Origin of the sequence: Citrobacter meridianamericanus (assembly GCF_041320245.1) — a bacterium.
GTDB lineage: Bacteria > Pseudomonadota > Gammaproteobacteria > Enterobacterales > Enterobacteriaceae > Citrobacter > Citrobacter meridianamericanus.
Map to the genome: position 1 here is coordinate 192,052 of NZ_CP101037.1, position 25,762 is coordinate 217,813.

Here is a 25,762-nt window from a genome sequence, read left to right on the forward strand (position 1 = left end):
ATCATGAGCGTAATTAAAAGAATTCTTCATAACCGGGGTTTTCAGTTGAGTTTGCGGACTCTTTACTTTGCGGTTTCTCGCCCTCTATTTGAGTATCCCTGACAGGTTTGGATTTACCCATGCTCCTCTGAAAGGTATCCATAACAAACTCAATATCTTCTTCTGGCAGGCTGGTGGGTTGGTTGCTCATAGGACTTCCTCTTGTTGAATACGTTCGGCGTACAGGATGCGAACCGAAACGGTCGTGTTTTCAAACTCGTTCTCAAAAACGTCCATCCATTCCGTCCGGAATTCTTCCCCCAGAAGGTTATCGAGCCCCTGAAGAGATAATGGAAGAACGGCTGCTAGAGATCCCCCGGCTGCGAGATGAGATGCAGCTGCCTGGAGATGCAGCCTGGCCCGGTTATCGGCAAAAGGTGGGTTCATCACGACATAATCAAACTTCTTCTGTTGATTAGACTTAGACCATGTGAGGAAGTCAGCTTCTGTCGTATCGTATCCCTTAGCCCGGGAGATAAGGCAATTCAAAGTATCAAGCTCGATGCCAGTAACGATCACACCGGCAGGGAATGATTTAAGCAAATCCGCATGGCCAATATTAGGCTCCAGGAGGGTATCCCCTTCCCCTGCACCGAGCAGGGAATATACATATTCGCTGATTCGGCAAGATGAAGGGTAAAACTGATGCGATACAATATCAGGCATCTCCCCTATCTGGCCGATGTAACGAATAACCTCACACGGATCATAGGAAAATGTCACATCGTATTTTGTTACTGTTGCCCCTAAGAACCGAAGGGTGTCAGCGGCAACACTCGAAGATTTGCGTTCGGCGAGAGACCCTAAAGATGTCCAGCAACTCCATTTATTGTCCCCGTCATTTTTAAACATTAGTTCAGAAAGCTGCATCCGGGTATCAAAGTCGATGCACTGCTTAAGTACAGGGAATGCCTCCAAAGATTTCTTGCTATGAGCCATGCGGTCGGCAGGTAATGCCAGCGGTACGATAGCTGATAAAATATTGTTAAGCCGCTCGGCGATATCAGGGTGGACGTCAATATGCATTGATCCATTTTTGTAAACCCTGAAACGAATACTGTTGCCATCGATGCAGATCCATTTTCTGAACCCCTCATGTTCGACCAACGCCTCAACCAATGATTTGGTGTTATGGATCGCCTTCACCTGTTCGCCACGGAAGAATGCGCATATAACGCGGAGCTCGCTCAGTGGTGAAATGCCAGACTCTTTAAAATCCACCCTTAATTTCTGCCAGGGGTATTTAGACGGCTCGCAAACTCCGGTAGTGATCATGCGGGTGGAGAACCCAAAAGCTTTGTTTGTCTTATGACTGCGGCTCAGAGACTGGAAGACGTCGTAAACCCTTTCTTTAATAAATTGATTGCGGTCATTAAGCAAAGCAACGACTGTGCCTACTACAGCGTCAGCTGTGAAATCAGGGATCACCTGAGGCGGCATAATATAGCGGTCGGCCGTAAACTGCTTATCCCATTCGTTACGTTTGGCATCCGACATGATAGGCAAAACATCAGTGAGTGCCATAACGCGTTTCCAGTATTCAGATCTCAGAGCGTTTTCCGCGAACAAGGCATCCGCTTCAGAGATACTGTGGTTGTAGCCTGAGAGATAAGAATAAAGTTTCTGGTGATTGTGGGTTTTGAACTGGACAGCCATGTGTTTCAACAAGCAGAGTTCATCATTATAGGACTCAACAAGATCCGCGATAATGCCGAGCTCTTTGCGCATATCTGGAAGAAATGTTTCAGAAGAGCTAACCACCAGGCTATGAGAGGTTGTTAAAGCCAGTACGCTGTGACCTGCATTATCGGGTTTAGCTTCAGAATCAAGAGATGACATTTTACCGGTCCTTTAGAAAAAACTTTTACCAGGATAGCAACGTCGCTCTGTAACCTAATAGGTTCAGTGACACGAAAAAGTTTTTTATGTCTCTGAATAAAACTTAAAGATGTCAACTCATAGAAAGAAGCAAAAAAAAAGCCCCGCATAAACGGGGCAAGAACGATACATGGAGGTTTAAAAAAGGCGGGCAAAAAGCCTGAATCCTTAATGACTCTGACAAAACCAACACTTTGCCAAAAGTAAATTATTCTGCGTCCGGCTGTGGGTCAGTATCCTGATCGGTCTCTTCCCCTGCCTTCTTAGCATTTTTTTTACGTGGGTATTTTGGCTTCTCACCATTAAGTTTTGCCTGACGATTCTCCGCACGGCGAAGCTGCTTGTTCTCTGATTCTGTGATCTCTTTTGAAAGATTTCTCAGCATCTCCAGAGTACTGCGGTTCAACGTAATGTTGATTTCTTCGTCAGCACTTGAATCTGTCATCTCCGGCAATTCAATATCCCCCAGTTTCTGTAATAAGCTGGTGGTGATGAGTTTGACGCCTTCTACGGCTTTTGTGGCAATAACCGGCGGAATCCGTGCTGGCTTGAAGTCTGAAGGTCTGACTCGTACCTGACCATGTTGGGTTTTTTTCACCGTGATGCCATTCGCATCGGCCTGCTCAAGTTCCGCGATCATCTTCTTGATACGTGAAATTGCTTCTGTTTCACCGAGCTCATCGATCAGTGAAAGCACGTTAACATACGAAATAGCGTCAGCATGAATCCATTTCTTGATAACAACAGAACAGGTTGTCAGGCGGATAAGAGAACTGATGGTCGTCGGGCTTTTATTTTCACGTTGAGCAATTCGTTCGAGTGACCAGCCAGCAAGAGAATGTAGGCGACGATAGGACTCGCCAAGCGCAACAGGAGAAAGCGCAAGACCACGGTTACCATCAATGGTCGCGAGCTCACAGCCAATTTCATCTTCTTTAATCTCAACGCAAAGGATTGTGATGTCATGATCTTCATCACATGCCATCATTGCGGCTTTTAAACGGCAGTGCCCCTGGCGAACAAAAGGTACCCCATCAATGACACGTACTCGGATAGGGTCTACATAGTCACCTCGAATGTAGGCATTCTTGATGTTGTAGATGTGTTCTTCAACCTCAGGGAGCTTATAGTAATCGTCACCCATTCCCATTTCGCGGGAGTTGAAGCCTGGCGTGACCTGAATTACTGAAGGGTGGATAGCCCATGCTTTCTGGTCACTTACTTCAGTACAAAGTTCAGGGTTTGCATCACGGAACTGTTTAAGCCCAGTGACGTAACGACCTGTGCCAGTAACTACTGAAAAGGCAACATGGGCCGTTTTAAAGACCTTGTCATTAGCTTGCTGTGTAGGTTCTGTCAGTAAAACACTCATAGGGGCTCCGTTACATTTTTCTGCTTACTTTCTGCGTAGCGGGGATACTACCGAAAAAAAAATCCATAATTTTTCGCAAAAAAGGTACTTTTTGAGCCTATTCTGATTTTTCACAAAAAAAGAGGGCTCCCCATTTCTTGTGATGGCATCAAAATCGCTTCATAAACAAAGACATAAATCCAAAACATAAAGTTCAGGTATCAGTGAGGAAAAATCTTATAAATCCGCAATGCTGAAAGTCAAAACTGTGCGTCTTAAACAACTTTTTTTTGCTCCCTAAGTTATTAGTTAAAGCCCGTGGTTAGGTACGATACCAGCACCTAAATTTCTCTCTCAGGTATAGACACTTTGACTCGACATCTCAGACACATGCCGATAATCAAATGGGCTGGTGGAAAAACGAAACTGATGCCTTTCATCAGCCATCACTACCCACACGATCATAGTTGCCGGTGGGTAGAACCCTTTATAGGCGGTGGTGCCGTTTTTCTGAACATGTTTGCACAAAATGCATTGCTTGCAGATAGCAATCCAGACTTGATCAACCTATACAGGACTATTCAAAGACAGAAAACTAACTTTATAAATCAGGTCCAAAACCTAGCGGATAAAACCTTTGTCGAAAAGGACTACTATGAGATGAGGGACCGTTTCAACAAAACCTGTATTTCTGGTCAACCGCTTCAAAGAGCGGCTTTGTTTTACTCCCTGAATCGCCTGGGCTATAACGGTATGTGCCGCTATAACTCAGAAAGAATCTATTCAGTGCCCTGGGGGAAACATACAGAACTGAAGCTTGACTTCAATAAAATAGACTACCTTTCATTTCGTCTTTCAGGTATTGAACTGATCACCGCTGGTTTTGAGGAGACTCTGGCCGCAACCGGCGAAGGAGATCAGATTTATTGTGATCCGCCATATGACAAAACAAGCAAAACTAGTTTTGTCAGTTACGATGGTAAACCGTTCAGCCAAAGCGACCACGTGCTGTTAGCAAATATGCTCGTTGACGCTCACAGAAAAGGCGCTGCTGTTGCGATATCAAATAGCCTGACACCATTCACTTTGGGCCTCTATGAAGAGCGTGGATTCGTCATACACAGACTCAGCGCTTACCGATCCGTAGGAAGTAAGCCAAATACACGGAAAACGGAAACAGAAATACTGGCCGTGCTGAAATAGAGTTAATTCTAATCAACGGGGCTAATCCATTCCTGAAAAGTTAATACCTCAGGGTGAGTTCGTTGAACATAAGGTATAAACTGAAGCTCTTCTATTCTCCGGTCGCCCCTCTTTCCTTCGCAAATAAATGAAATGAGTCCTTGCTGAGAAAGCCCAGTAAGGACGCTCATAAGTCTTATATTTAGAGTTTTAAGCTGTAAGTCGTTATTAATGTCCTCCACTTTATGAGAGCTCTGGCCTGAACGTTTAAGATACTCGTAAACCATGAAATTCGAATTTCGTCGTTTTAACAATTTTTCGGTTATGCATTCCTGAATGAAACCGCCAAGAGCATCTAAAAGCGGACTGAGAACTACCGGGAAAGTTAATGTGTAACTTTGAGAAGTTTTAGACAAAGTAAATGAATTTAGAAAGCTAAAGTTAAGTCTCTTTTTTGAATATGGAGCGTAAGCGACAAGAGTAGTTGACATAACAGTAAGTAAAGCTTCAAGATGTTCCACTGTTATTAATGTGGTTTTATCTGTATTTCTTAGATTATGGAAATCAATAAACGCTACTCTTGAACGGCTAAGCCAATCTTGTACTTTAATGTCGATAGAAAATTGCGATATATGATTTGAACATTCATTTTGGTTGATAGGGCATGCAGACGAAAGATGGTTATGGATTATCATGCATAGCACAAAAAAAGGAAATCGGCAGGCTGTGGGGCATTGAAAACCGGTTAAAGAAAGCTTAGACGTTTCATATGCGCTTACCGGAAAAGTAACTTTTCTTAACGTTGGCTTTGACGATGTTCTTGCATTTTTACAAATGAAACCGAGACCCAGATCATTGTGCATTTTAAAGTCCATCTCCATCATCACCTTTTAGCCTTAACTGTATGGTATTGGTATACAAAAAATTAAAAATTATAATTAATAAGATTATCATTTTTTTACTATTGAAAAGGTTGTGATAGAGGGGAATTTAAATGTAAAAGATTTATACTCGCAGATCTTTATGAGGGATAAAACCCATTGCGTAAGCAACAATATTACGTGAGTGAGTCCTAACGACAGTTTAAGTCTTGGCTCTATATTTAAGCAGTAAAACATTTAACTGTCTTGGAGTTTACTTAACTTAAAAACTGTTATTGCAGCATAATTTTTCGAATCAAAATCATAGAATTTTCTGACTTTTCCAGTCAAATGATAACGTTCACCCAATAAAATGTGATCCTGTTTATCGGCCGTTAAAGCGATCCCGTCATTTCTAACTTTACCAGTAAATGTAAAAAAATAACTCCCTTTACTTTTTGCGTACGCGGCCCTGACTTCAGTAAATGTTAGTTCAATGCTTATGACCTGGCCGATATTGTAGCTATGTTTTAAAATTTCTTGTTCATTTTCCGGAGTTTCAGACAACATCACATCAAAGGTTGTAAAGAAACAATCCAGCTGGCGTTCTGTCAAAAAACGGTTATTGTCTAGTTGCGCCAATATACTATTAGAAAACTTAGTGTTAGCCTTTTTTGCTTTCTCAATAAGTACGTGGTTTCTGGATTTCCATGCTTCGAGTGTTGGGTTAACACGCAGTTCCGGAATGTTATCGAGAAAGGTAATTGGCTCTAGTACCACTAATTTTTCAATAATGGGTCCAACTGTTTGCACCCCATGACACTTTTCACATACATCAGCCCCTTTGTGGCCTGTGCCCGCACATTCGTTACATTCTCTTTCGATAGGTGCATAATAATTTCCATCTCCGTTAAGGGATACATTCACTGAGGCTGGTACCATATGACCATCAAGAGTAAAGAAAAGAGATTTCATTTTCGAAACACCTCCAAACGTGCCTCTACGATTGCTACAGCTTCTTTCACAGTTTTTTCATAGTGGTCATGCCCTTCAGGAAATTGGTCAAAACGTTTACCGTGTTCTAACTCTTCCATGTTGCGTTTAAGGACTTCATGAGTTAGAAGCAAATCATTATAATTATCGATAAGAGTCAGCTTTATAGGTTTAATCACTCAACTAATCCTCGGTTTTTTATTCCTTAAGGAGATCTCGAATTTCCAGAAGCTCTTCTAATTTTGGTTTAGAAAGAATGATTGCTGTATTTTCGTCGTTAAGTAAAGACAATAAAATATTTAGCTTTTCATCATTCAAGATTATTTGAACACCATCATCAGAAAATATTACATTTTTACTATCAACATTTTTGAACAAGTGTGCACTATCTCTACCAAATTTTAGTTCTGTTTGAGTATTCGTTATAGATTCCGTATGTGTACTTTCCACAAGCTCAAGAAATTCAGATTTTAGCCGTTCTGTTTTCTTATGCGAGAGGCGCTTAATACCCAAAGTCTTACGTGTGACTGCCGAATTTTTCTTTTCTGGTCCGCCTTTATTTAAGGTGTCTGGTCCTGCTCCAGCTGCATTGTGTTCAGGTATGCCTACAATTTTGCTCGTTGTAGTCTCAATATTCTTAACGCCAGGTAAGAAACCTTCTATATGTTTTAAAACCATTTTGTGATCGTTGGAATATTTTAACATTATTTCAATGGCGAGCGTTTTTTTGATTAGATTTAGGCTAATCAAACGTTGAAGCTCTAATGGCATATCAAGGATTTTTAGCATATTACGAATTGCGGTAGTTGATCGTTGATATCGCATTGCTAGTTCTTCAACCGAATACCCGAGACTAACAGCATGAGCTAATGCATGAGCTTGCCCAACCGGATTTAGCCCATTGCTTCTGTTACCATCGAGGTTCTCAAGGTATTCTTCAATTTCGTTTTTATAATCGATTAAGATAACAGATAATTTTGGAATATTAGCACCTTCAGAAATTGCTAATTTTAAGCCATGAAAACGAGTATGACCTTGACGAACTAAATATTTACCTTTTCTTTTTACGACCTTGATCATATCAACCTGCCTTCCTTCCTTAAAGGCTTGTTTGATTGACACAATCATCGATTTGACAGGTTCTTGTTCGTAACACAAATCTCCGATTACCGCCTCTCGGGGATTAAATCCCTTTTCAATTTCAACTAGATTAGTATCCACTTCAATGACTGTATGTTTGCTGTTGTTCATATCTTCCTCCTGTTTACTACATGATACATGAACCTCAAATTTGCCAAATAGGGCTGATACATCTAAAAGGTAAACTCAAAAAATTTGCTTAATAAAATTAAAATAAAAACTGTCTTGAATAAAACAATGATAGTAAACCCACTTTCATTTCCGTTTGCGATCTGTAGATATTGATAAAGGAGCGCTATTCCTTGTTTTATATGGACTTATCATTGTTTTCAACAGGTTAGATCAATTCTTTAGATCACTAAAGATCAATAGAGTTCAAGTAAAGATCACGGCATCTTTAACTCATTGATTATAGTAACTTTATGAAAGGATCCGGCATTCGGATGCATGCGAAAAGCATTTGAATGAATAAGGAAGGCATTTACTGGAATGCTTATGGCATTTAGGTAAATGCGTAAAAAGCATTTGCAAGAATATGTTATAAACAGTTTGCCAAATGAAAATCTTATCACCGACGAGTTAAGTTAATGATTAAAAACAACGAGTTAATCCATCCTTTTGACGTAACCAGTAATGAATCAGGTAAGACTTATCAACTGACGCCTAACTCGTCCAAGTCGGTTCAGCCCGTGGCCCTGCTGAGATTGAGTGTATTTACCCCTGTCGGCACAAAAGAAAACCGCGACCGAAACTTTGAAGTTGATGCCTCTGATGAGCTTTCGTGTATGGAAATTGCAAGATCGGAGGGTTATGACGACATCAAGATAACTGGTGTCAAACTATCTATGTCTACCGACTTTAAGTGCTGGCTCGGGATCATCATGGCTTTCAGTAAATATGGTTTTACTTCCGAGAAGATTAGCCTGACTTTTAACGAGTTTGCGAAGATGTGTGGTATCAGTTCAACAAACATCAACAAACGAACTCGTGCGCGCTTTAAAGAGTCATTAATGAACCTTGCATCGGTAGTGCTTGCCTTCTCAGACTCTCGTAGTGGTCGGTTCACAGTAACGCATCTGGTGCAGAAGGCTATGATTGATCCAAAAAGCGATACTGTTGAGCTGGTTGGGGATCCTTCTATGTGGGAACTGTATCGTTACGACCATAAGACATTGTTAAGCCTTCAGGTTCTATACATTTTGGCTAAAAAAGAAGCTGCGCAATCTCTCTATATTTATTTTGAAGCAATGCCAGCTGGTACGTTGTTCGTTAATATGAAACGGTTGAGGGAAAGGTTGCTTCTTACAACCCCTATTCGTACGCAAAACCAGATAATTCGTAAAGCAATGCGGGAACTTGAATCTATCGGATATCTCGATTATCAAGAAGTTAAGAAAGGTCGCGACATACAATTTCAGATCTTCAAAAGAAGCCCTAAGCTGGCCCTTGCCAAACAAGGTTGAAAGCTATCTGGTATGCACTGGTTATAACCTGCTGAAAAATAAGTTATTTATCAGTGCTATGCTTAGTGCTTCTTTTACTACTGGTCTTACATCTCGGCTTAATGTGCAAAAAAGTAACTTTTCAAACGAACTCCTGACTATTCATCTGTATGCCTTTCTGACTCAAGCGTACATGCTAGCCCATTCATTAAATGCCGTTGAGCAAGATGGTTTCGTGCGCACTCTATTCACGTGAATGCCTTTTGTGGATTACGCCTCTTACATTCATACAAATGCTTTTGATGTCGGTATCCCAAAAATTCATTCATTGAAATGCTTTTGTTTGCCACTGTATCCCGAGCATAGCTATGCAGTGGTATAAAAAGGCATTTTGGTGAATGGCATTAGGTCGAATGACACACAGTTCAGCTTTGTTAAGAGCGAGAATGGTCCAAGACATCTATGACATTGGGCATCAGAAGGACTATGTGCTTGATATGAGATCAAAAAAATATCAGAAGCATCACAACTCCAATGGCATTCAAAGAAATGCCTTTGTTTTGTTAGTACACCAAACAACCCAAAATTCATGCAGTTATATCAAAGACTCATTCGCAAAAGGACTCAGCCAGAAAGCATTTGCTTAAATAGCATTGGCCAAAAGCATTCGAATGAATGATGTTCGTATGGACAAGACAAAGTCCCACTCACGCCCAGAGGTGTAAAAGGCATTTAGATGAATGACGCACCGGCCCGAGGATTGTATGTAGTTTCTCCAACTGATAGTTGCCGAACCAGGGAGCACAGTGATATGCGGCCTTCTCAGAATCAAGAGATAGATAATAAGGGAACAAAAAAGATTAGATATGAAGCTTAGTTACCTGCCCGATATCTAGTTAGAGCTTTTCAAACCATCAAAAGTGACTTTTATGCTTGAGGAGTCTCATCAGCTTCAGGATTGAGCTTAACGTAATCTTACCCCCTCCCCTCTTTCAAACTTTTACTAAGCGTTCACTGGTACCTTTCAAAGATTATGCTTTAGGCCCTTTGCTTAAAAATTCACCAATCGCTAAACGTTAAAAAAAGGGGGTTTATGCGAACGGAAGGATCGGAATAAAAAAGTATTATTCATTCGCGTTTACGTGAACTCAAATCTACACGGAGTAATTATGGAACTTTCTTTAAATATTGGCCTTAGTGAAAAGAAATCTAACACGGCTGCACTTTTTAAAACAAAAAGCGCAAAAGTGATTTTGTTTGTTCTGCTGACCGTGCTTTTTTGCGGTCTGGCATATGCGGGTTCAGATGATGGGGCACTGGGAGATATTTGGTCATACATGAGTGAAAGTATGACTGGAGCTCCGGGCAAAATTCTGGCAGCCGCGATGTTGATCTCAAGCGTATATTTCTCTGTCCTTAAGCCTAACCCGGGCCTGGCACTGGTTTCATTATTCATGATGCTGGTAATGGCCAACGGCGAGAAAATTATCAGCACCTTTATGGATGCTGGCGTACCGCTGTAATTTATTGTTAATCATGCATGAGGGGGTTCATCCCCCTCTCTGGATTTTTAATGAGTAAGCAGAACGACGTTCCTCAGCATACCTATAGATTCCCTTTCAGGATCAACATGCCTCTACTGATTTTGTTTTGGGATGCCAAAAAATTAGGGCTTGCATTCATTCTGGTTGCATTTGGGAATATCTTCGAATGCTTCGGGTTTTCTGTTGTAGCAGCGGTTGTGTATTGGATTGCGTATAACAAAGCAGCTGAGTCAGGAATAAGAGGATTGCTAAAACACAAACTCTGGTGGCTCGGTTTTTTGCCAGGTAAAGCAGTTTTTAGTAGCCGTTATTTCAACGATCCATTTATCAGAGATTTGTATTCTTGATGGAGCTATGAATGAAAATGCTAAGTGGCATTAACATCCCTTTTTTCAAAAAATCTAAAAAGGATGAAAACGGTGATCTTGAACAGTCATACGTAAAGAAAGATGAAAGTGCTAAGGGACGTTTTTTGGACATTAAAAAACGATTTAGCCCACAAGCTGAAGCGTCAGGTGCTGGAATTACATACAGCGCCCTGATTAATCGTGATACAAAACTTATCCGCATTAATACTGTTTCAATAGCCGTCATTGGGTTATTGGTTGCAAAGATTCTTTTTTTCACTGACCCAGTGACGATTGTTACCCCTCCAAACATGAATGAAGAGATCACGGTTGTTGGTAACAAAGCATCGGAATCTTATAAAACACAATGGGCTCTCTTTTTTAGTACCCTTTTAGGGAATATTAATCCAACTAATATTTCCTTTGTGACGGCCTATGTCCTCGATGCCCTTTCACCTGAACTACAGGCTAAAACGAGTGAGTCTTTACAGGAGCAGATAAATATCATGCAGGCTCGTGGTGTTGAGCAGACCTTTAAGCCTAATGATATTTACTTTGATCCAAAAAATGACATGGTCTATGTCTGGGGTACCAAAACGACTCGACTTGTAAATGTTCCGGACAAAACTGAATCATCGAAATGGACTTATGAATGGGTTCTCGGGATGAAAAATGGTCGCCCAAGAATTGCATATGTAAATCAATATTCCGGAACACCGAATATTAAAAAAATTACGATAAACGGCAAAGAGCAACTGGCAACGCTGGATAATCCGCCACCGTCTACAGGTAACAAGTGATGATTAAAAAAAAGGGCTTAGGCTTCAACGCAATTACAGCATTGATCATGCTCACGACTTCGAACTGCGTAATCGCTGAAGAATACCAATTGCCAGCAACAATTAATAACCCGGTTGTAATGCCAGTTGGTGCTGACGGATTTCAGAATGGAGCTGCAAAAGCCATTATTCCGGGTCAAGCTGGTTCTGAACAGTCAGGTGCACAAACAAACCTTAGTGAAGCCGGTAATGCGCAGGGACAAAAACCTACAACTGATCTCCCTACCGTGCAACTTTCCCCAGCCAGCAATGCTTCGCCTGCGGTAAGCGCTATTACTGGAGCATTATCAAATAATCCTAGTCTCCCCGGATTTGACGCACAGACCCGATCTGGTGCAATTGATAGCTATGGGAGACCAACAGGTACCTCTTCCCAGCAGAATGCAACCAATGCGACCGCCACGTCAAAAGCCGATGAACTTTATGTCGAAGCTCGTAACCGATATAAAGAAGTTCAGCGTGTAAATGTGCCGCCTGGTGGGAATGTGGTACTGCCAGTTTCACGAGGACTTCAAAACAGAATATCGACCAGCTTCAAGAATGCTTCTGTCAGTACTTCTACCCCTGCTGAAGAGGCAAGCATATTTGTTAATGGTGGCGATGTCTTTATTTCAACTAATACCGATAAACCAATCGGGATTATGTTGTCTGAAGATCAGGTACCTGAATCGACCTATAACCTGACCCTGGTACCGCTTGATGTTCCCGGTGCGATGATTTCAGTTACTACATCTTTAAGCCCATCTATGCAAGCCAAACGTGAAACCTCATTGGATAAGCAAAACTATGAGGAAATGTTGGCCCGCTCCCAGTCAGAAGAACTGGCTCCAACGGATCCAAAACAAGACGATCATAAACAAAGAATCATTGATTTATTGACTCCTGTGGCTCTTGGTGAGGTCCCTTCAGGATTCAGTTTACAACAGGACCGACTTTCTCGTATTCCTGCGCCAGAGCAGTCACCATGTAACTTTAATATGTATGCAAAGCTCGGTCAGAGACTGGTTGGCTCACGTGAACTTATTGATGTAATTCTTGTGAAAAACGATAAACCATACGGTCAAATCGTTGCTGATCAGCAGTGTATGGCAGAAGGCGTTATTGCAAGTGCTTTATTTGATAAAGCATACCTGCAACCGGGAGAAGAAACAGAGCTTTACATAGTCCGGGATAAATTGTTCAAGGAACGCGAGGCCCGGGTTACAACCAGACCAAGTCTAATCAGAAAATAATATGGGAAAAGTTACTTTGCCTGCTCTGCTTGGGGCCACCGTGATTGGTTTTGTCGTATTTGCTTTAACCAGCTTTTACTACAGGTCAGAATATATACCAAAAAGGAGTGTATTAATCGTTCCGGACGCACCCATTAGTATCGAAGATGGCAGTAACGCTTTTCCCGTTCAGACAGTAATAATGAACGATCCAACTCTTATTGATAAATTTGTAGGAGAGGGCAATATTAATGAGGAGAATGCTTTTGACTATCACAAAAGTAACGTTTTGGAACCTAATTACAAACATGAAATATCTAGAACGAGCCAGATAGATAAAGCTGAAATGAATCATCCATCTGTTCGTGAAAACTGGGCCAGAGCAGGTGAACCCTATATCGTTCCTCAGATGTCTGACAGCGAACGAAATCTAAAAATTAAACGATTCCAGAAACCTACAAGTGGAGCTAATCATGGACATTAAAAAGGCCTGGGAAAATAAGACCGTCAGACTTTCTGTTATTGGCGCTCTGCTGGTAGTGATTGTTTATATTATTAGCCAGTCTATTTTTTCCACACCAGTTAAGAAAGAAAAGAAAACACAGAAAAAAGACATGCAGACCAATTTGTTGTTAGATGATTCGCAAATGAACAAATTGAGTAATGAAGAAAGCCAGAAAGTATATAAAGAAATGGTTAAGCAAAACCGACTTGACCAAAATGCGGCGAAAGAGGACCGCGAAAAAGCAGAAAAAGCCCAACAGGAAACTAAAGCCCAAGTTGCAAGTTTAACTTCTCAACTTCAGCAGCTGTCTCAGCAAATTAATGATATGCAGACAAATCGAAACGGCAATCGTAACTTGGATGCTGGTAGTTCGCGTAAAACGATTAATGAGCAGGCACCGGCAGCTCCTTATCAGCTTAATGCTAATGCGCCGATTAATGGCGTAAACCCTAATTACGCTTCTATCACACCTACGCGTAATAGCCCAATGAGAACAATCACACAAAGTTCCATTAAGACTAATGGTACCGATGGTGTCATTCAGGTTATGCCCGTGTCTGAAAACAGAATCAAGGAAGGCAGAGAGGTCATTGCAGGAGATAAAGCGCCAACTCGGACTGTACGAGGTGATGGTACTGCGCCAGTTGATAGCAAAGCGCGGCATGCTGCCCGAAAAGATGAAATGTTTCTTCCGGCAACATCTATTATCACTGGTGTTCTGATTACCGGGCTTGAAGCGCCTACAAGCCTTTCTTCCAAATCAGAACCAATGCCAGTAACGATGCGTATTAAAAAAGATGTCATCATGCCCAATAATTTCACCATGGATTTGCGTGACTGTAACCTTCTGGGTTCAGCTGTTGGTGATCTGGCGTCACAGCGTGCTTACATACGTGCCACTTCTATCTCTTGTGTTAATTCAAAAGGGAAAGCTTTTGACGTAAAACTGGAAGCATATGCTGTAAGTGAAAATGACGGAAAAAATGGGATCCGAGGCACGCTTATCAGCCGAAATGGTAACGCAATTGCAGGAGCTGCATTTGCCGGTGGACTTTCTTCACTTGCCGGTAGCTTAAGTCCCAGTAAGGTATCTTCACTTAACATCGACCCTAATTCACAGGCTCAGTATCAGTCCCCTAATTTTGGTGCACTTGGGGCATTAGCCGGGGCTGGTGCAGCTCAAGGTGGTCTTAATCGACTCGTCGATTACTACACCGCAATTGCAGAACAACAGTGGCCAATCGTAGAAATTAGCCCTGGCCGAGCTATTACATTTGTCGTTCAGACCGGAACTACAATTCCAACGAATCTGACCAGTCGCTGAGGTTTAAATGGATAGTTTAGAAAAAAAAGAATCGCCTGAATCAGCTGGACCTGAAATCACTAAAAAAATGGTGCGAGAAAGGACAACAAAAAAAATTACTTTCGAAATTGATATTGAAAAAATATTGAAGTATTTATTTTTCTTCGCCTTTGCCGTATTGGTCATTATTTATGGTTATAAAGGCTTTATGAATGTTTACGATTACTTCAATAAACAATCCCAGCCTTCGTACAAGATTGCAGTGCTTGACATGCCTGAATTACGTAAGGAATTTTTCAAGCATCACGGAGGCCGTACTGCTGACAATGATAGATCTCAATTCGAAGAATATTTCAGAACATTAATGAAGATCTACCGTGACCGTGGCTATTTAATTATTGATGCAACGCTTGCCGTTACTGTACCGGATAGTGTTGAAATCGTCACTTATATGGAACTTGAAGATAGCTCTGAAGCGGTACAATCAAGTTCTTATAATGCAAAGAAGTAGAGGGCACCCAATAGTGAAAAAGTTACTTTTCCCTTTAATGGCGGCTTTCGCCATTATGGCGAATACGGTCACTTATGCTTCAGAGCAGGTCCTAACTAATAGTGATGCTGCTGCGTTAATGGCAAAGGCAAAGGAAGGTGGCGTTTCACCCAGTCAGATCTCGGGTGTGTTATCAAAAATGAAAGGATATAAACCTAAGGATGCCATATACATTCCTTCTGGTGGGCTATACCTCTTTCAGGACGAACGTTCGCAGCTAATGGCAGTAACGACCGATGGCCGATACTCCCTTACTGGGGGAAGCCTTGTTGATGTAATTAAACGTAAACCTGTTCTGACTGTAGAAGAAATCAGGAATTCCTATTTTATTAGTCTTGATGAGGCCCCCTTCCCTCTGGAAACTGTAGCGTCCATTCCTCTGGGAAATTCAAAGCTTAAAAGACAAGCAGCCATTTTCATAACACTTGATTGTGACGGTTGCATGGAACTTGTTAAGAAATTCTATGCAGATCGGGACAAGTATCGGATAGATATTGTTTTAGTTCCCTCACCCGGTGAGCCAAAAGAAGAGCTTAGAAGGCTCTGGTGTAGTAAAGAAAAAGGAAAAATAAACAACCTCGATATTCTTCGTTGGCTAATGGGAAGCAAATCCGACATTGAAAAAAGATTGCTCTCTCAAAAAGAAGCAGAAGAATGTCCGGCGGAACCTTTGGTAGCGTCATTGATGCTCGCAGGAATTTATAAATTGCAGGGTGTACCTTCAGTTGTCAGACAGGATGGTTTGGCTGGTAATGGCATTCCAAAAGATTTCGACTACTGGTTGAACCAAAGCGTTGAACCTCTCTTAAAAAATCCATTTGAGACAAATTAAGGCTAGTTTATGAACATCAAAAGATTGGTACTCAGTGCTCTGGTTGTAGGTACATCCTCATATCTTACGGGGTGCTCCATCGGTAGTTCCGAATCCGAATGTCCAGGCATTGAAAAGGGCGTTATCTGTAAAGGTCCTCGCGAAGTTATGGAGTTAACTAATAATCGAGATGATCTGTCTGCACTGGCGGGGGAAGAGTCGGAATCGGGAAAGGAGAAATCGGCTGTCAATGACAGCCGTTATCCAACTGAAATTAGCCCTCCAGGGGAAGTCAAATATCCACAGTCTACTACCCTTAAAAATCAGCCTGTGGCTTATTCAAAAACCGAAATTAAGCCAGTTGGTCAGTTACCTGTCATGTACGATAAAACTTTAAAAATGGGTGCCCCTACTTCATCCATTGGACCACGGCCTATTTCTGGTGTACCGGTTAATTCAAACGTAAGGATGACTAGCAGTTATAGCACTGCCTCTTCAACTGGTAACCCTTTCGTTCATCCGGCTGCGGAAGTCGTTAAACAAACAAGCTATCCGGTTTCTGCTGGAAATGCCCCACGCTACGTTGCACCTAATTCTGATATCAGCCCTGGTAAGGATATGTACTCTCTTTACAATGGCCAGCCCGTTAACCCGACTCTCAACCCTGGGCAGATCCAGCAATACCGTTCGCAAGGTTATAAACAAGCTGTAGTGGCTCCTGAACCACTTGCTGTTCTGCAACAGGGGAAAGTAATGAGAATTACTTTTGCACCTTATACCGATGATAACGATGCGCTTAATCTTCCCGGCTACGTTTATGTCAACGTAAAACCGCAAACATGGATTGCTGGCAAGAATTCGACCTCAAACCCAGCTCGCATAGTTCCTTTAGAAGTACAGGATGCGGCCCGGGAAAATATGCAGCAGCAACAAAAAGCAACTAAAGCTGTCTCTTCGAACGGCATTGTTAGACAACTGTAAGGTCAAATATGGAAGCTATCAATAATTACAATAGCGGTTTAAATCGCCATCAATTAGGTGGGTTTATCCCTGTTTACGATCAATTAGCAGGGACTCACTATTTTTTGATTGATGGCAACAGATTAGGGTTTATGTTTATCTGTAATCCATCCCCTGGAGTTTTTGATAATCAGCAAGATGTTCTTGCTGAAATGTTCAAAATGGATTTCCCTACAGATACTGTCTGTCAAATATCTCTGACTGCATTGCCAGACCTGACTTTACAGCTTAGTGCTTGGTCAGCTGTGCGAGGTGGGCGTATGACTGGGAACGATAAGCTTAAAGCAGATCTGCTTAATGGTTATCAGTTGGACTACTACGACAGAAGTATGCATAAGCCTTTAAAACCTGATCATGATAACCTTATGTTGAGGGATTTTCAGGTATGGATCTCGCTATCGATTCCTTTACAGTCTGCCCTTCCTACCGAGCTGGAACATTCGCGTATCGATTCACTTTACTCTGAACTTGTAAGTAAGTTAATTACGATTGGATTGCATCCGTTTAAGGTCGATGCAGAAAACTGGCTCTATTGTATAGATAAGGTCGTAAACCCCGGAAAGAACTCCCGGTGGGCTGAAGGTTTCATAGACGTTAACACTATGAAAAGGCTTAATGAACAAGTTAACGTTCCCGGCCGTAAGTATACAGTCACAGAAAATCATTTCTCATCAGTCACACAAAGTGACGACGAATCTGAGCATCGTTACTTCAAACAACTTTCCGTTGTAAAGTTTCCTGAATACGTCAATTTCGGTTGTATGTATGAGTTAGTAGTTAACTGGATGCATGGACGTAAGACAATTTTCAGCCCATTTATGATCACTCAGACTGTTCAGTTTGCCGATCCGCTCAAGTTGTCAAAAGAAAACGTCCGCTACAAAGCAATCACTAATAAACAGGCAAGTATACCTTCAGTTGTCACATTCTGCCCTCGCCTGCGGGATATGGATAATGACTACATGGCCGTAACTCGCGAGCTTGAGGATGGCGCAAAGCTTTTAAGAGGGTATCTTACTTTCACTGTTATGGGTAGTAATGCCAATTCTGTGCAGACAGCAGCTAACGATCTCAAATCCTTTTACCTCGAAAGCCGGGTCAAAGTAGCAGATGATTCCTTTATCGTTTTCCCGTCATTTATGTCATGTCTGCCAATGTGCAATGACCCAAAGACAATTTTCGACCTTGACCGTTCCGAAGTAGTGAGCAACACCGGAGCGGCTCATATGACACCGATCTTTGGGCCCTGGAAAGGTAATACAGATAGACCAGTACTGAGTTTAGTTTCTCGTGAAGGTCAACTCATGGGACTTGATATTTTCAAGACTTCTGCAAGCTATAACATGGTTATTGGTGCAACGTCAGGTGCAGGGAAGTCATTCTGGACAGCATATCTAATCAATAACTATCTTGGAGCTGGACCGCGATCTAATAACCTCGTTCATTATCGCTCAACATTTAAGCATTTTTTAGAAAACGAATACCCAGATGATGATCCTGACGGTGCTCAAGTATTTGTTGTGGACGTGGGCCGTTCTTACCAGGGGATTGCGGAACAATATACAAACAGTCAATTTATTGATTTCGGTAAAACCCCTGACTTCACCCTAAATCCCTTTGCCTTCCTAACTGACATCACTGTTAACGACGATGTATTTAACGAAGCACCTGAATTTACCGGTGAATCAACTTCAAACGATGCAGAAAAAGACAAAGTTGCTCAGACCATAATGGTTTTGAATCAGCTAAAAATTATGGCTTCAGAGAAAGGCCTTATCGATGATTATCAACAATCAGTGATGCTTCAGCTTATTGCAGAAGAGTACCAAGAATCCAGAAAATCAGGTCGGACCGGTTCAATAACCGGCTTTGCTCTGCGTTGCAAGAAGCATGAAGACAAACGTATAAAGGATATTGGGGAGCAACTCGGAGCATGGTGCGAAGGTGGAATTTATGGGCACCGGTTTACCGATACGTTGCCTCCAATCAACTTCGACAGCAGATTTATTGTTTTGGAACTGGAGGAGCTAAAAGGCACCCCCCACCTTCAGACAGTTGTATTAATGTCTATCATTCAGGCTGCTCAGCATGCAATGTTCATCAAAAAAGATGGGCGTCGTCGCTTGTTCATCCTTGATGAAGCATGGGAGTACATTCGTCCTGATAATTCATCAGGTGCCGGAAATCAATCAAACCAATTCTTCTCTTCCTTCCTCGAAGCGGCATGGCGTAGGTTCAGGAAAACAAACTGCGCTGGCATCTGTATCACACAGTCGTTTGAAGATTATTTTACTTCTTCTGTTGGCCGGGCCCTGACTGCTAACTCGCCTTGGAAGATAATCATGAAACAAGAAAAAGAAAGCATTGAAGCAATGAAGGCTAATAAATATTTTTCTACTTCAGATGCAGAATATGAACGTATGAAAAATATTCGTACAGTCAAAAAGGTGTTTTCAGAGATGTTAGTCAGGTTCGAAAACTTCCAAGAGATCTGTCGGTTATACGTAGACCGGAAAATGGAGCTTTGTTTTACTACGGATAGTGCTGACAGGAGTAAATTATGGGAAATTCAAAGCCGCGAGAATTGTAGCTATGGCGAGGCAATAGAAATTCTCTATGCTCAAGAAGTAGCAGCGGGTTTGGCCGCGTAGAGTAAATATCTTCAAGCAAAAATAATTAAACCAGATGTCTCATAAGAATCTGGTTTTTTATTGTATGCCTTAAGTAAACAAATGAGGTTGTGACTTAATGAGTTCATCACTGTGCTGCAAATTTTGGTTTTATAATTAATGTGGTGTAAAAACAGTGACATAAATACAAATCGCAGTTAGGTTGTGTACGCATTAAGTAAACAAAATTTATAACTTCAATACTGACATTATAAGATGAAAATCACGTAAATTACATTTTTGTTTACCAAAGGTAATCAAAGTAGCGCGGCATTATTAGTGAAAACAGATCACTGGTGTCATTTTGCATACAAAACTTAATATCCTTTAATCATTCTTCTAAAAGTTTATTATTAACGGTTTGGTTTCTGAAAATTTATCCAATTTGCTCACCGAAGACTTTTAACTTATTTAACCCCCTTTATCGCCAAACTGTGATTTTCTAATGTTAGTCTACAGTTCTAGGGCCCTTGCTCCCATGATGCGAATCCTGCCACCTAATAAAGATTAACGCCTCATTCCTGTATGCCGGTCTTACGACGCCAGTGCACGGACTATTTTTGGTCATCACAAGGACAGGCGGGAGATTTAATCAGGGCGTGGTGTTGCTGAGCAGCAGCTGCGGCACTGTAAGCCGAAGGCGGAATTAACTCCTTTATCACCATCTGGGGACGTCATTATGGGTAGCCCTTTTAACTTACTCAGGACCATTAAGCTAAAATTCCGGATAGCGATTGACGTAAGATTTAGGCTAAGCAGGTAAAGTGATCCCCGCTCCCGGGGTGACAACTTTATACAAAAGGCCGAGCGGAAGATTGTCCTTAGGGAATATTTCTTTAACACAGCACGGGCACTTACTCACGCTGCCGGATTTAACCCCCTTAATCGCCAAACTGGGGTTCTGTCCTCATGCTGGCCTTCAGTTCTGGGCGGGGTTGCTATCACTTGCTCCCTAATGCGAGATGTACCTGCTGATACAGATTAACGTCATATTCCTGCGTGCCGGTCTGCCGACACCAGTGCACGGGCTTTTTTCGGTCATCACATTACCGGGCAGGAGATTTTATCAGGACGTGGTGTGACTGAGCAGCAGCTGGGGCACTGTCATCCGCTTGCAGATTTAACCCCCTTAATCGCCAAACTGGCGTTCAGTCCTGATAGTGTCCTTCCGTCCTGGGCAGGGTTGCTAACACTGGCTCCCTTAATACGAAATGCGCCTGCTGATAAAGATTAAAGTCACATCACTGCATACCGGTTTGCCGACTCCGGTGCATGGCCTTTTCCGATAATCACAAGGACGGACGGGTGATTATATCTGTGCATAGTATGTCTGAGCAGCATCAGAAGGCACTGTCAGCCACTGGCAGATTTAACCCCCTTAATCGCCAAACTGGCGTTCAGTCCTGATAGTGTCCTTCCGTCCTGGGCAGGGTTGCTAACACTTGCTCCCTTAATACGAAATGCGCCTGCTGATAAAGATTAAAGTCACATCACTGCATACCGGTCTGCCGACTCCGGTGCATGGCCTTTTCCGATAATCACAAGGACGGACGGGTGATTATATCTGTGCATAGTATGTCTGAGCAGCATCAGAAGGCACTGTCAGCCGCTGGCAGATTTAACCCCCTTAATCGCCAAACTGGGATCAGTCCTGATAGTGTCCTTCCGTCCTGGAGAGGGTTGCTAACACTTGTTCCCATGATACGAAATGCGCCAGCTGATACAGATTAACGTCTCATTGCCCATGCCGGTCTGCCGACACCGGTGCATGGCCTTTTCCGATATTCGCAAGCACAGATGCTTGATTTTTTCAGGGTGTAATATACCTGAGCAGCATCTGAAGGCACTTTCAGTCGCTGTCAGATTTAACACCCTTAATCGCCAATCTGGGATTTTATGATGTTAACCTCCAGTTCAAGACCCTTGCTCCCATGATGCGAACCTTGCCACCTGATAAAGATTTACGCCTCATTCCTGTATGCAGGTCTTACGACTCTAGTGCACGGACAATTTTCGGTCATAACAAGACCTGGCGGAAGATTTAATCAGGCGTGGTGTGACTGAGCAGAAGCTGGGGCAATGTCAGCCGCTGGCAGAAAAAACCCTTATTCGCCATCTCAAACCGTCATTATGGGTAGTCCTTTTAACTTTCTCAGGACCATTAAGCTTAAACTCCGTTTAGAGAATGACGTAAGATTTAGGCTAAGCAGGTTAAGTGATCCCTCTCCCGGGTTGAACACTATATTCATCGTACGAGCGGAAGATTGTCCTTCGGGAAATATTTCTTAAACACCGCTCGGGATCTTATTGCCACTGGCGGATTTAACCCCCTTAATCGCCATACTGGGGTTCTGTCCTGATGCTGGCCTTCAGTTCTGGGCTTGGGTTGCTATCGCTTGCTCCCATAATGCGAAATGTGCCTCCTGATACAGATTAACGTCATATTCCTGCGTGCCGGTCTGCCGACACCAGTGCACGGGCTTTTTTCGGTCATCACATTTCCGGGCAGGAGATTCTATCAGGGCGTGGTGTGACTGAGCAGCAACTGGGGCACTGTCAGCAGCTTGCAGATTTAACACCCTTAATCGCCAAACTGGGATTCTGTTCTGATGTTGACCTTCCGTTCTGGGCGGGCTTTGGTTTACTAACACTTACTTCCATAATACGAAATGTGCTTGATGATGCAGATTAAATTCACATTACTGCATACCGGTCTGCCGACACCGGTGCATGGGCGATTTCCGACGATCTCAAGAACATATGGGAGATTATATCAGGGAGAGTAGTATGCCTGAGCAGCATCTGAAGGCACTGTCAGCCGCTGTGAGATTTAACCCCCTTAATCGCCAAACTGGGGTTCTGTCCTCATGCTGGCCTTCAGTTCCGGGCTGGGTTGCTATCACTTGCTCACATAATGCGAAATGTACCTGCTGATACAGATTAACGTCATATTCCTATATGCCAGTCTGCCGACATCAGTGCTTGGGCTATTTTCGGTCAAAACAAGACCTGGCGAGAGATTTAATCAAGCGTGGTGTGACTGAGCAGCAGCTGGGGGCACTGTCATCCGCTTGCAAATTTAACCCCCTTAATCGCCAAACTTGGGTTCAGTCCTGATGTTGGCATTCCGTTCTGGGCGGCGTTGCTATCACTTGCTCCCATTATGCGAAAAGTGCCTGCTGATACAGATTAACGTCATATTCATGCATGCCGGTCTGCCGACACCAGTGCACGGGTTTTTTCGGTCATTACAATACCGGGCAGGGGATTAAATCAGGGCGTGGTGTGACTGAGCAGCAGCTGGGACACTGTCAGCCGCTGGCAGATTTAACCCCCTTAATCTCCACACTGGGGTTGCCTCCTTAAGTTGGGTTTCATTTCGGGGTGAGGTTGCTAACTCTGCTCCCATAATTCGTAGTGTGCCTCCTCAAGAGATTAACACCTCATATCTTTAGACTGGACTGACGACAACGGTTCACAGTTAGGAAACGTATATCAGCACACCGGTGAGATAGATTTTAGGGTCTAAGCAAGAAATAGGGTAGGCGTGAAGATTCATTAATGGAGCTCTTAACTTCAAAGCGTAGAGAAGGAGACAAGAATCGTGGTTTAAACAGGTTGTGCATTAGGTATGGACTAGAGAGTCTGAGCTCACATCTGCAAGTTAAGCTCACAAAAAATCATAAAAAAGTAAACAAACATTAGCTTAAGATTGAAACTAAGGATAAAATTGTACGCATAACAAGGAAATGGACGCATTATACGTAAAGTTTACATATATGCGTAAAAGTCGGTTTTCAGTGCAAAAAGGTCATAACCATGAATTTACTTGAAAAGATCGCCCTCGTTGGTCAGCGCATGAAAAGCGAGCAGATTTCTCTAAAGGAATCTCTGATGGCTTCATCAAGAGTATCTGTTTCTGATGATAGTGTTGATGGTGTTGATAGACTGATCTATAACCACTGTTTGAATAAAAAAAATCTCTCTGATTTTTTTGGGAAGTCACGAGTAACGTTCAATAAAATACTTTCGGACTTAGAAGAAAAAGAACTTGTTGGTGCACCTATTTATCAAAACAAAAATCATCTTTACACCCGCTGGGATGTTCAAAAAATAATGGATGCCCTGGGTTATCCCAAGTACCGCGATCATTACTTTAGCAGAGCTATTGTTACTCAGAATCATAAAGGCGGTACAGGGAAAAGCACTACATCTGTAGCTTTAGCAGTAGCAGCTGCTTTAGATCTACAACTCAATGCACGTGTATTAATGATCGAATGGGACCCACAAGGTTCGATTGGAAGCAGCATGATTCAAAGTGTCTCAGAAGATGATGTCTTCCTTACAGCAATTGATGCAATCCTTGGAATTTATGAAGAAAATTCTGAGTATAAAAAATATTTAGATTCAGGATTCTCTGAAGAAGAAATCATCACTAATATGCCTTTTTCAACGCATCTGCCAAACTTGGACGTAATAACGGCTTTTCCGACAGATGCTCGTTTTAAAGATAAATACTGGCAATGTTCTAGAGAAGAACGTACGTCTTTGTTACTACGTTTCAAGGAAGTTATCTTACCGGTACTGAAGCAGAACTATGATTTGATTATTATAGACACTCCACCTGAAGATTCACCTTTGATCTGGGCTGCTGACGAAGCGGCCGATGGGATTCTTGTCGCAGTGTCACCACGTGAATATGATTACGCCTCTACTACAGACTTCATGCTTACAATAAGTGAAAGGTTTAAACAATCACCAAGTAAGGGCGACAATTTAAAATGGTTCAAAGTTCTTGCTGTCAATGTAGATGACAAAAGTCCATATGAAAGAATAGTTTTGGATAAATTAATCAGAACTGTTCAGGACCTTTTGATGTCCGCTAACATAAAAAATTCTGAAGCATTTAAGGCAGCTGCTTCCAAAGGGCGTACAGTGCTTGATATCAAAAAATCAGAGGAACTTTGTTCCGCAAAGCAGCTTGATGTCGCAGAAGAATCTGTATTACAGGTATATCAGCAATTTATAAATGAAATAAAAAGTTTTTCAGCTAAGCAAGGAGTTAACGCATGAGCGATGAGCAACATATCGGGAATGATAAATCTCGATATTTAAACGCACCAAAGCGGACAGAAGTCGGTCACCGTTCAGGTCTTGCGGGTTTGAAAACAGCACCTCGCATAAAAAAGTTATTCACTCTTCATAAGGGCCGGAGACTTGAAGCGGAACATGTGATTGTTCCAGCCCAGAGAGTGGAGAAGGAGACCTTAGTCCATCCAGCGAACCCACGAAATCAAGAAGCCCTTACAGATTATTCTGTTAGAGATATTCTTAAGCAGATTGAAGAAAGAGGGGTCGATACCGAAGGGATCGCTGTAAAAAGAGATGGGGTTTATTTATTAATAGAAGGAAGTCGCAGACGTTTCTGCTGTATAAAGGCAGAAAAGGATCTCCCCCTGTGGGTTCTTCCGGATGAACTAACCGAAGATGATATAAATTCAATTATATCCGCAGCACAAACATCTCGAAAATTTTCATATAGAGAAGTTGGGTTTCAATTTATCAAAAAAATGGAAGAAAAAGGATTTTCTACTAATGAAGAACTCGCAGCATATCTTGGGATTAGTCATGTATCGGTAGCCAAAAGAATCCAGGCGGCCCGTATTGACGAAACATTGATCTCTTTATTCCCGGATTATGAAGGAATCCCGAACTCCTATTATAGTCGCTTGTCTCGTTTACAGAAATATGTGCAAAAAAATCTATTTCCTTTAGATGAAGTAATAGATAATGTTAAAGAGGAAACAAAAGATTTAGACATTGGAGATCTCCAGGTTGCTCAAAAAGTTGTAATGGAAAAAATCACACAATCTGTGGAAAGTGTTTGTGAAAAAACTTATTCCACAAAATGGGAAACAAGTGATCTTATTACTTTTGATAACAAAGATAAGTATGCAAGAATCAGTAAAAACAATACTGGTAGAAAAATTCGCTTTGAATTCAATAGGATAAATGCGGGTTTTATTAAGGAACTAGAGGAGTTCATAAAAGAAAAATTAAAAGTATCAGAATAAATAT

At 42.1% G+C, this 25,762-nt stretch carries 22 protein-coding genes; 15 read left to right on the top strand and 7 right to left on the bottom strand.

Going from position 1 to position 25,762, the window contains the following annotated elements; genetic code table 11:
- Positions 1-13: 13 nt before the first annotated feature.
- The 3 genes from NMD08_RS26925 to NMD08_RS26935 all read right to left on the bottom strand — a co-directional run bounded on the left by NMD08_RS26925 (position 14) and on the right by NMD08_RS26935 (position 3,289).
- Complete coding sequence (locus tag NMD08_RS26925; protein ID WP_000070862.1) at positions 14-190, bottom strand: hypothetical protein; 177 nt, start codon at positions 188-190, stop codon at positions 14-16.
- Positions 187-1,878: a DUF4942 domain-containing protein gene (locus NMD08_RS26930; RefSeq protein ID WP_000096325.1), complete on the bottom strand. Its 1,692-nt coding sequence runs from the start codon at positions 1,876-1,878 to the stop codon at positions 187-189. The genes NMD08_RS26925 and NMD08_RS26930 overlap by 4 nt, the downstream gene beginning before the upstream one ends.
- Positions 1,879-2,125: 247 nt before the next feature.
- Positions 2,126-3,289: a hypothetical protein gene (locus NMD08_RS26935; protein WP_000114860.1), complete on the bottom strand. Its 1,164-nt coding sequence runs from the start codon at positions 3,287-3,289 to the stop codon at positions 2,126-2,128.
- A 408-nt stretch (positions 3,290-3,697) separates the two neighbouring features.
- On the opposite strand from NMD08_RS26935, the gene NMD08_RS26940 reads away from it, so the two are divergent.
- On the top strand, positions 3,698-4,471 hold the full coding sequence (locus NMD08_RS26940; RefSeq protein ID WP_012477424.1) for a Dam family site-specific DNA-(adenine-N6)-methyltransferase: 774 nt from the start codon (positions 3,698-3,700) through the stop codon (positions 4,469-4,471).
- Positions 4,472-4,479: 8 nt separating this feature from the next.
- On the opposite strand, the gene NMD08_RS26945 is transcribed toward NMD08_RS26940, so the two are convergent.
- From NMD08_RS26945 to NMD08_RS26960, 4 genes are all read right to left on the bottom strand, one after another.
- A complete protein-coding gene (locus NMD08_RS26945; protein WP_001805246.1) occupies positions 4,480-5,313 on the bottom strand; it encodes a hypothetical protein in 834 nt (277 codons plus the stop codon).
- Positions 5,314-5,568: 255 nt separating this feature from the next.
- On the bottom strand, positions 5,569-6,285 hold the full coding sequence (locus NMD08_RS26950) for a zinc finger-like domain-containing protein (protein WP_000838219.1): 717 nt from the start codon (positions 6,283-6,285) through the stop codon (positions 5,569-5,571).
- Positions 6,282-6,482 carry a hypothetical protein gene (locus NMD08_RS26955; protein WP_000594930.1) on the bottom strand — a complete coding sequence of 67 codons (201 nt, stop codon included), beginning with the start codon at positions 6,480-6,482 and terminating at the stop codon, positions 6,282-6,284. Before NMD08_RS26955 ends, NMD08_RS26950 begins: the two co-directional genes overlap by 4 nt.
- A gap of 19 nt (positions 6,483-6,501) precedes the next feature.
- Positions 6,502-7,554 (bottom strand): hypothetical protein, encoded by a 1,053-nt coding sequence (locus NMD08_RS26960; protein ID WP_001065778.1) that lies wholly within the window; start codon positions 7,552-7,554, stop codon positions 6,502-6,504.
- Between the two features lie 476 nt (positions 7,555-8,030).
- Between NMD08_RS26960 and NMD08_RS26965 the strand changes: the two genes are divergently transcribed.
- From NMD08_RS26965 to NMD08_RS27030, 14 genes are all read left to right on the top strand, one after another.
- On the top strand, positions 8,031-8,906 hold the full coding sequence (locus NMD08_RS26965; RefSeq protein ID WP_000594611.1) for a RepB family plasmid replication initiator protein: 876 nt from the start codon (positions 8,031-8,033) through the stop codon (positions 8,904-8,906).
- 1,148 nt (positions 8,907-10,054) lie between these two features.
- Positions 10,055-10,408: a hypothetical protein gene (locus NMD08_RS26970; protein WP_000423602.1), complete on the top strand. Its 354-nt coding sequence runs from the start codon at positions 10,055-10,057 to the stop codon at positions 10,406-10,408.
- A gap of 17 nt (positions 10,409-10,425) precedes the next feature.
- Positions 10,426-10,776, top strand: a complete 351-nt coding sequence (locus NMD08_RS26975; protein ID WP_001447770.1) for a type IV conjugative transfer system protein TraL — start codon at positions 10,426-10,428, stop codon at positions 10,774-10,776.
- A gap of 11 nt (positions 10,777-10,787) precedes the next feature.
- The gene (locus NMD08_RS26980) at positions 10,788-11,576 is read left to right on the top strand and encodes a TraE/TraK family type IV conjugative transfer system protein (protein ID WP_000783153.1); all 789 of its coding nucleotides are present in this window, start codon (positions 10,788-10,790) and stop codon (positions 11,574-11,576) included.
- Complete coding sequence (locus NMD08_RS26985; RefSeq protein ID WP_000592092.1) at positions 11,576-12,847, top strand: type-F conjugative transfer system secretin TraK; 1,272 nt, start codon at positions 11,576-11,578, stop codon at positions 12,845-12,847. Before NMD08_RS26980 ends, NMD08_RS26985 begins: the two co-directional genes overlap by 1 nt.
- Position 12,848: 1 nt before the next feature.
- Complete coding sequence (gene htdO, locus NMD08_RS26990) at positions 12,849-13,310, top strand: plasmid transfer protein HtdO (protein WP_000521242.1); 462 nt, start codon at positions 12,849-12,851, stop codon at positions 13,308-13,310.
- Positions 13,300-14,655, top strand: coding sequence for an IncHI-type conjugal transfer protein TrhB (trhB, locus tag NMD08_RS26995; protein ID WP_000351841.1), 1,356 nt, complete (start codon positions 13,300-13,302; stop codon positions 14,653-14,655). The genes htdO and trhB overlap by 11 nt, the downstream gene beginning before the upstream one ends.
- A gap of 7 nt (positions 14,656-14,662) precedes the next feature.
- Entirely contained in the window at positions 14,663-15,145 is a 483-nt protein-coding gene (locus NMD08_RS27000; RefSeq protein WP_000377632.1) for a hypothetical protein, read from the top strand.
- Positions 15,146-15,263: 118 nt separating this feature from the next.
- Positions 15,264-16,016 (top strand): protein-disulfide isomerase HtdT, encoded by a 753-nt coding sequence (htdT, locus tag NMD08_RS27005; RefSeq protein ID WP_182911723.1) that lies wholly within the window; start codon positions 15,264-15,266, stop codon positions 16,014-16,016.
- 9 nt (positions 16,017-16,025) lie between these two features.
- Positions 16,026-16,976 carry an IncHI-type conjugal transfer lipoprotein TrhV gene (gene trhV, locus NMD08_RS27010; protein WP_001022588.1) on the top strand — a complete coding sequence of 317 codons (951 nt, stop codon included), beginning with the start codon at positions 16,026-16,028 and terminating at the stop codon, positions 16,974-16,976.
- Positions 16,977-16,984: 8 nt separating this feature from the next.
- Entirely contained in the window at positions 16,985-19,666 is a 2,682-nt protein-coding gene (locus NMD08_RS27015; RefSeq protein ID WP_000387412.1) for a TraC family protein, read from the top strand.
- 2,548 nt (positions 19,667-22,214) lie between these two features.
- On the top strand, positions 22,215-22,376 hold the full coding sequence (locus tag NMD08_RS27020; RefSeq protein ID WP_001371949.1) for a hypothetical protein: 162 nt from the start codon (positions 22,215-22,217) through the stop codon (positions 22,374-22,376).
- 1,127 nt (positions 22,377-23,503) lie between these two features.
- Entirely contained in the window at positions 23,504-24,757 is a 1,254-nt protein-coding gene (locus NMD08_RS27025) for a ParA family protein (protein ID WP_001050364.1), read from the top strand.
- Entirely contained in the window at positions 24,754-25,758 is a 1,005-nt protein-coding gene (locus NMD08_RS27030) for a ParB family protein (RefSeq protein WP_001278838.1), read from the top strand. The genes NMD08_RS27025 and NMD08_RS27030 overlap by 4 nt, the downstream gene beginning before the upstream one ends.
- Positions 25,759-25,762: the final 4 nt, after the last annotated feature.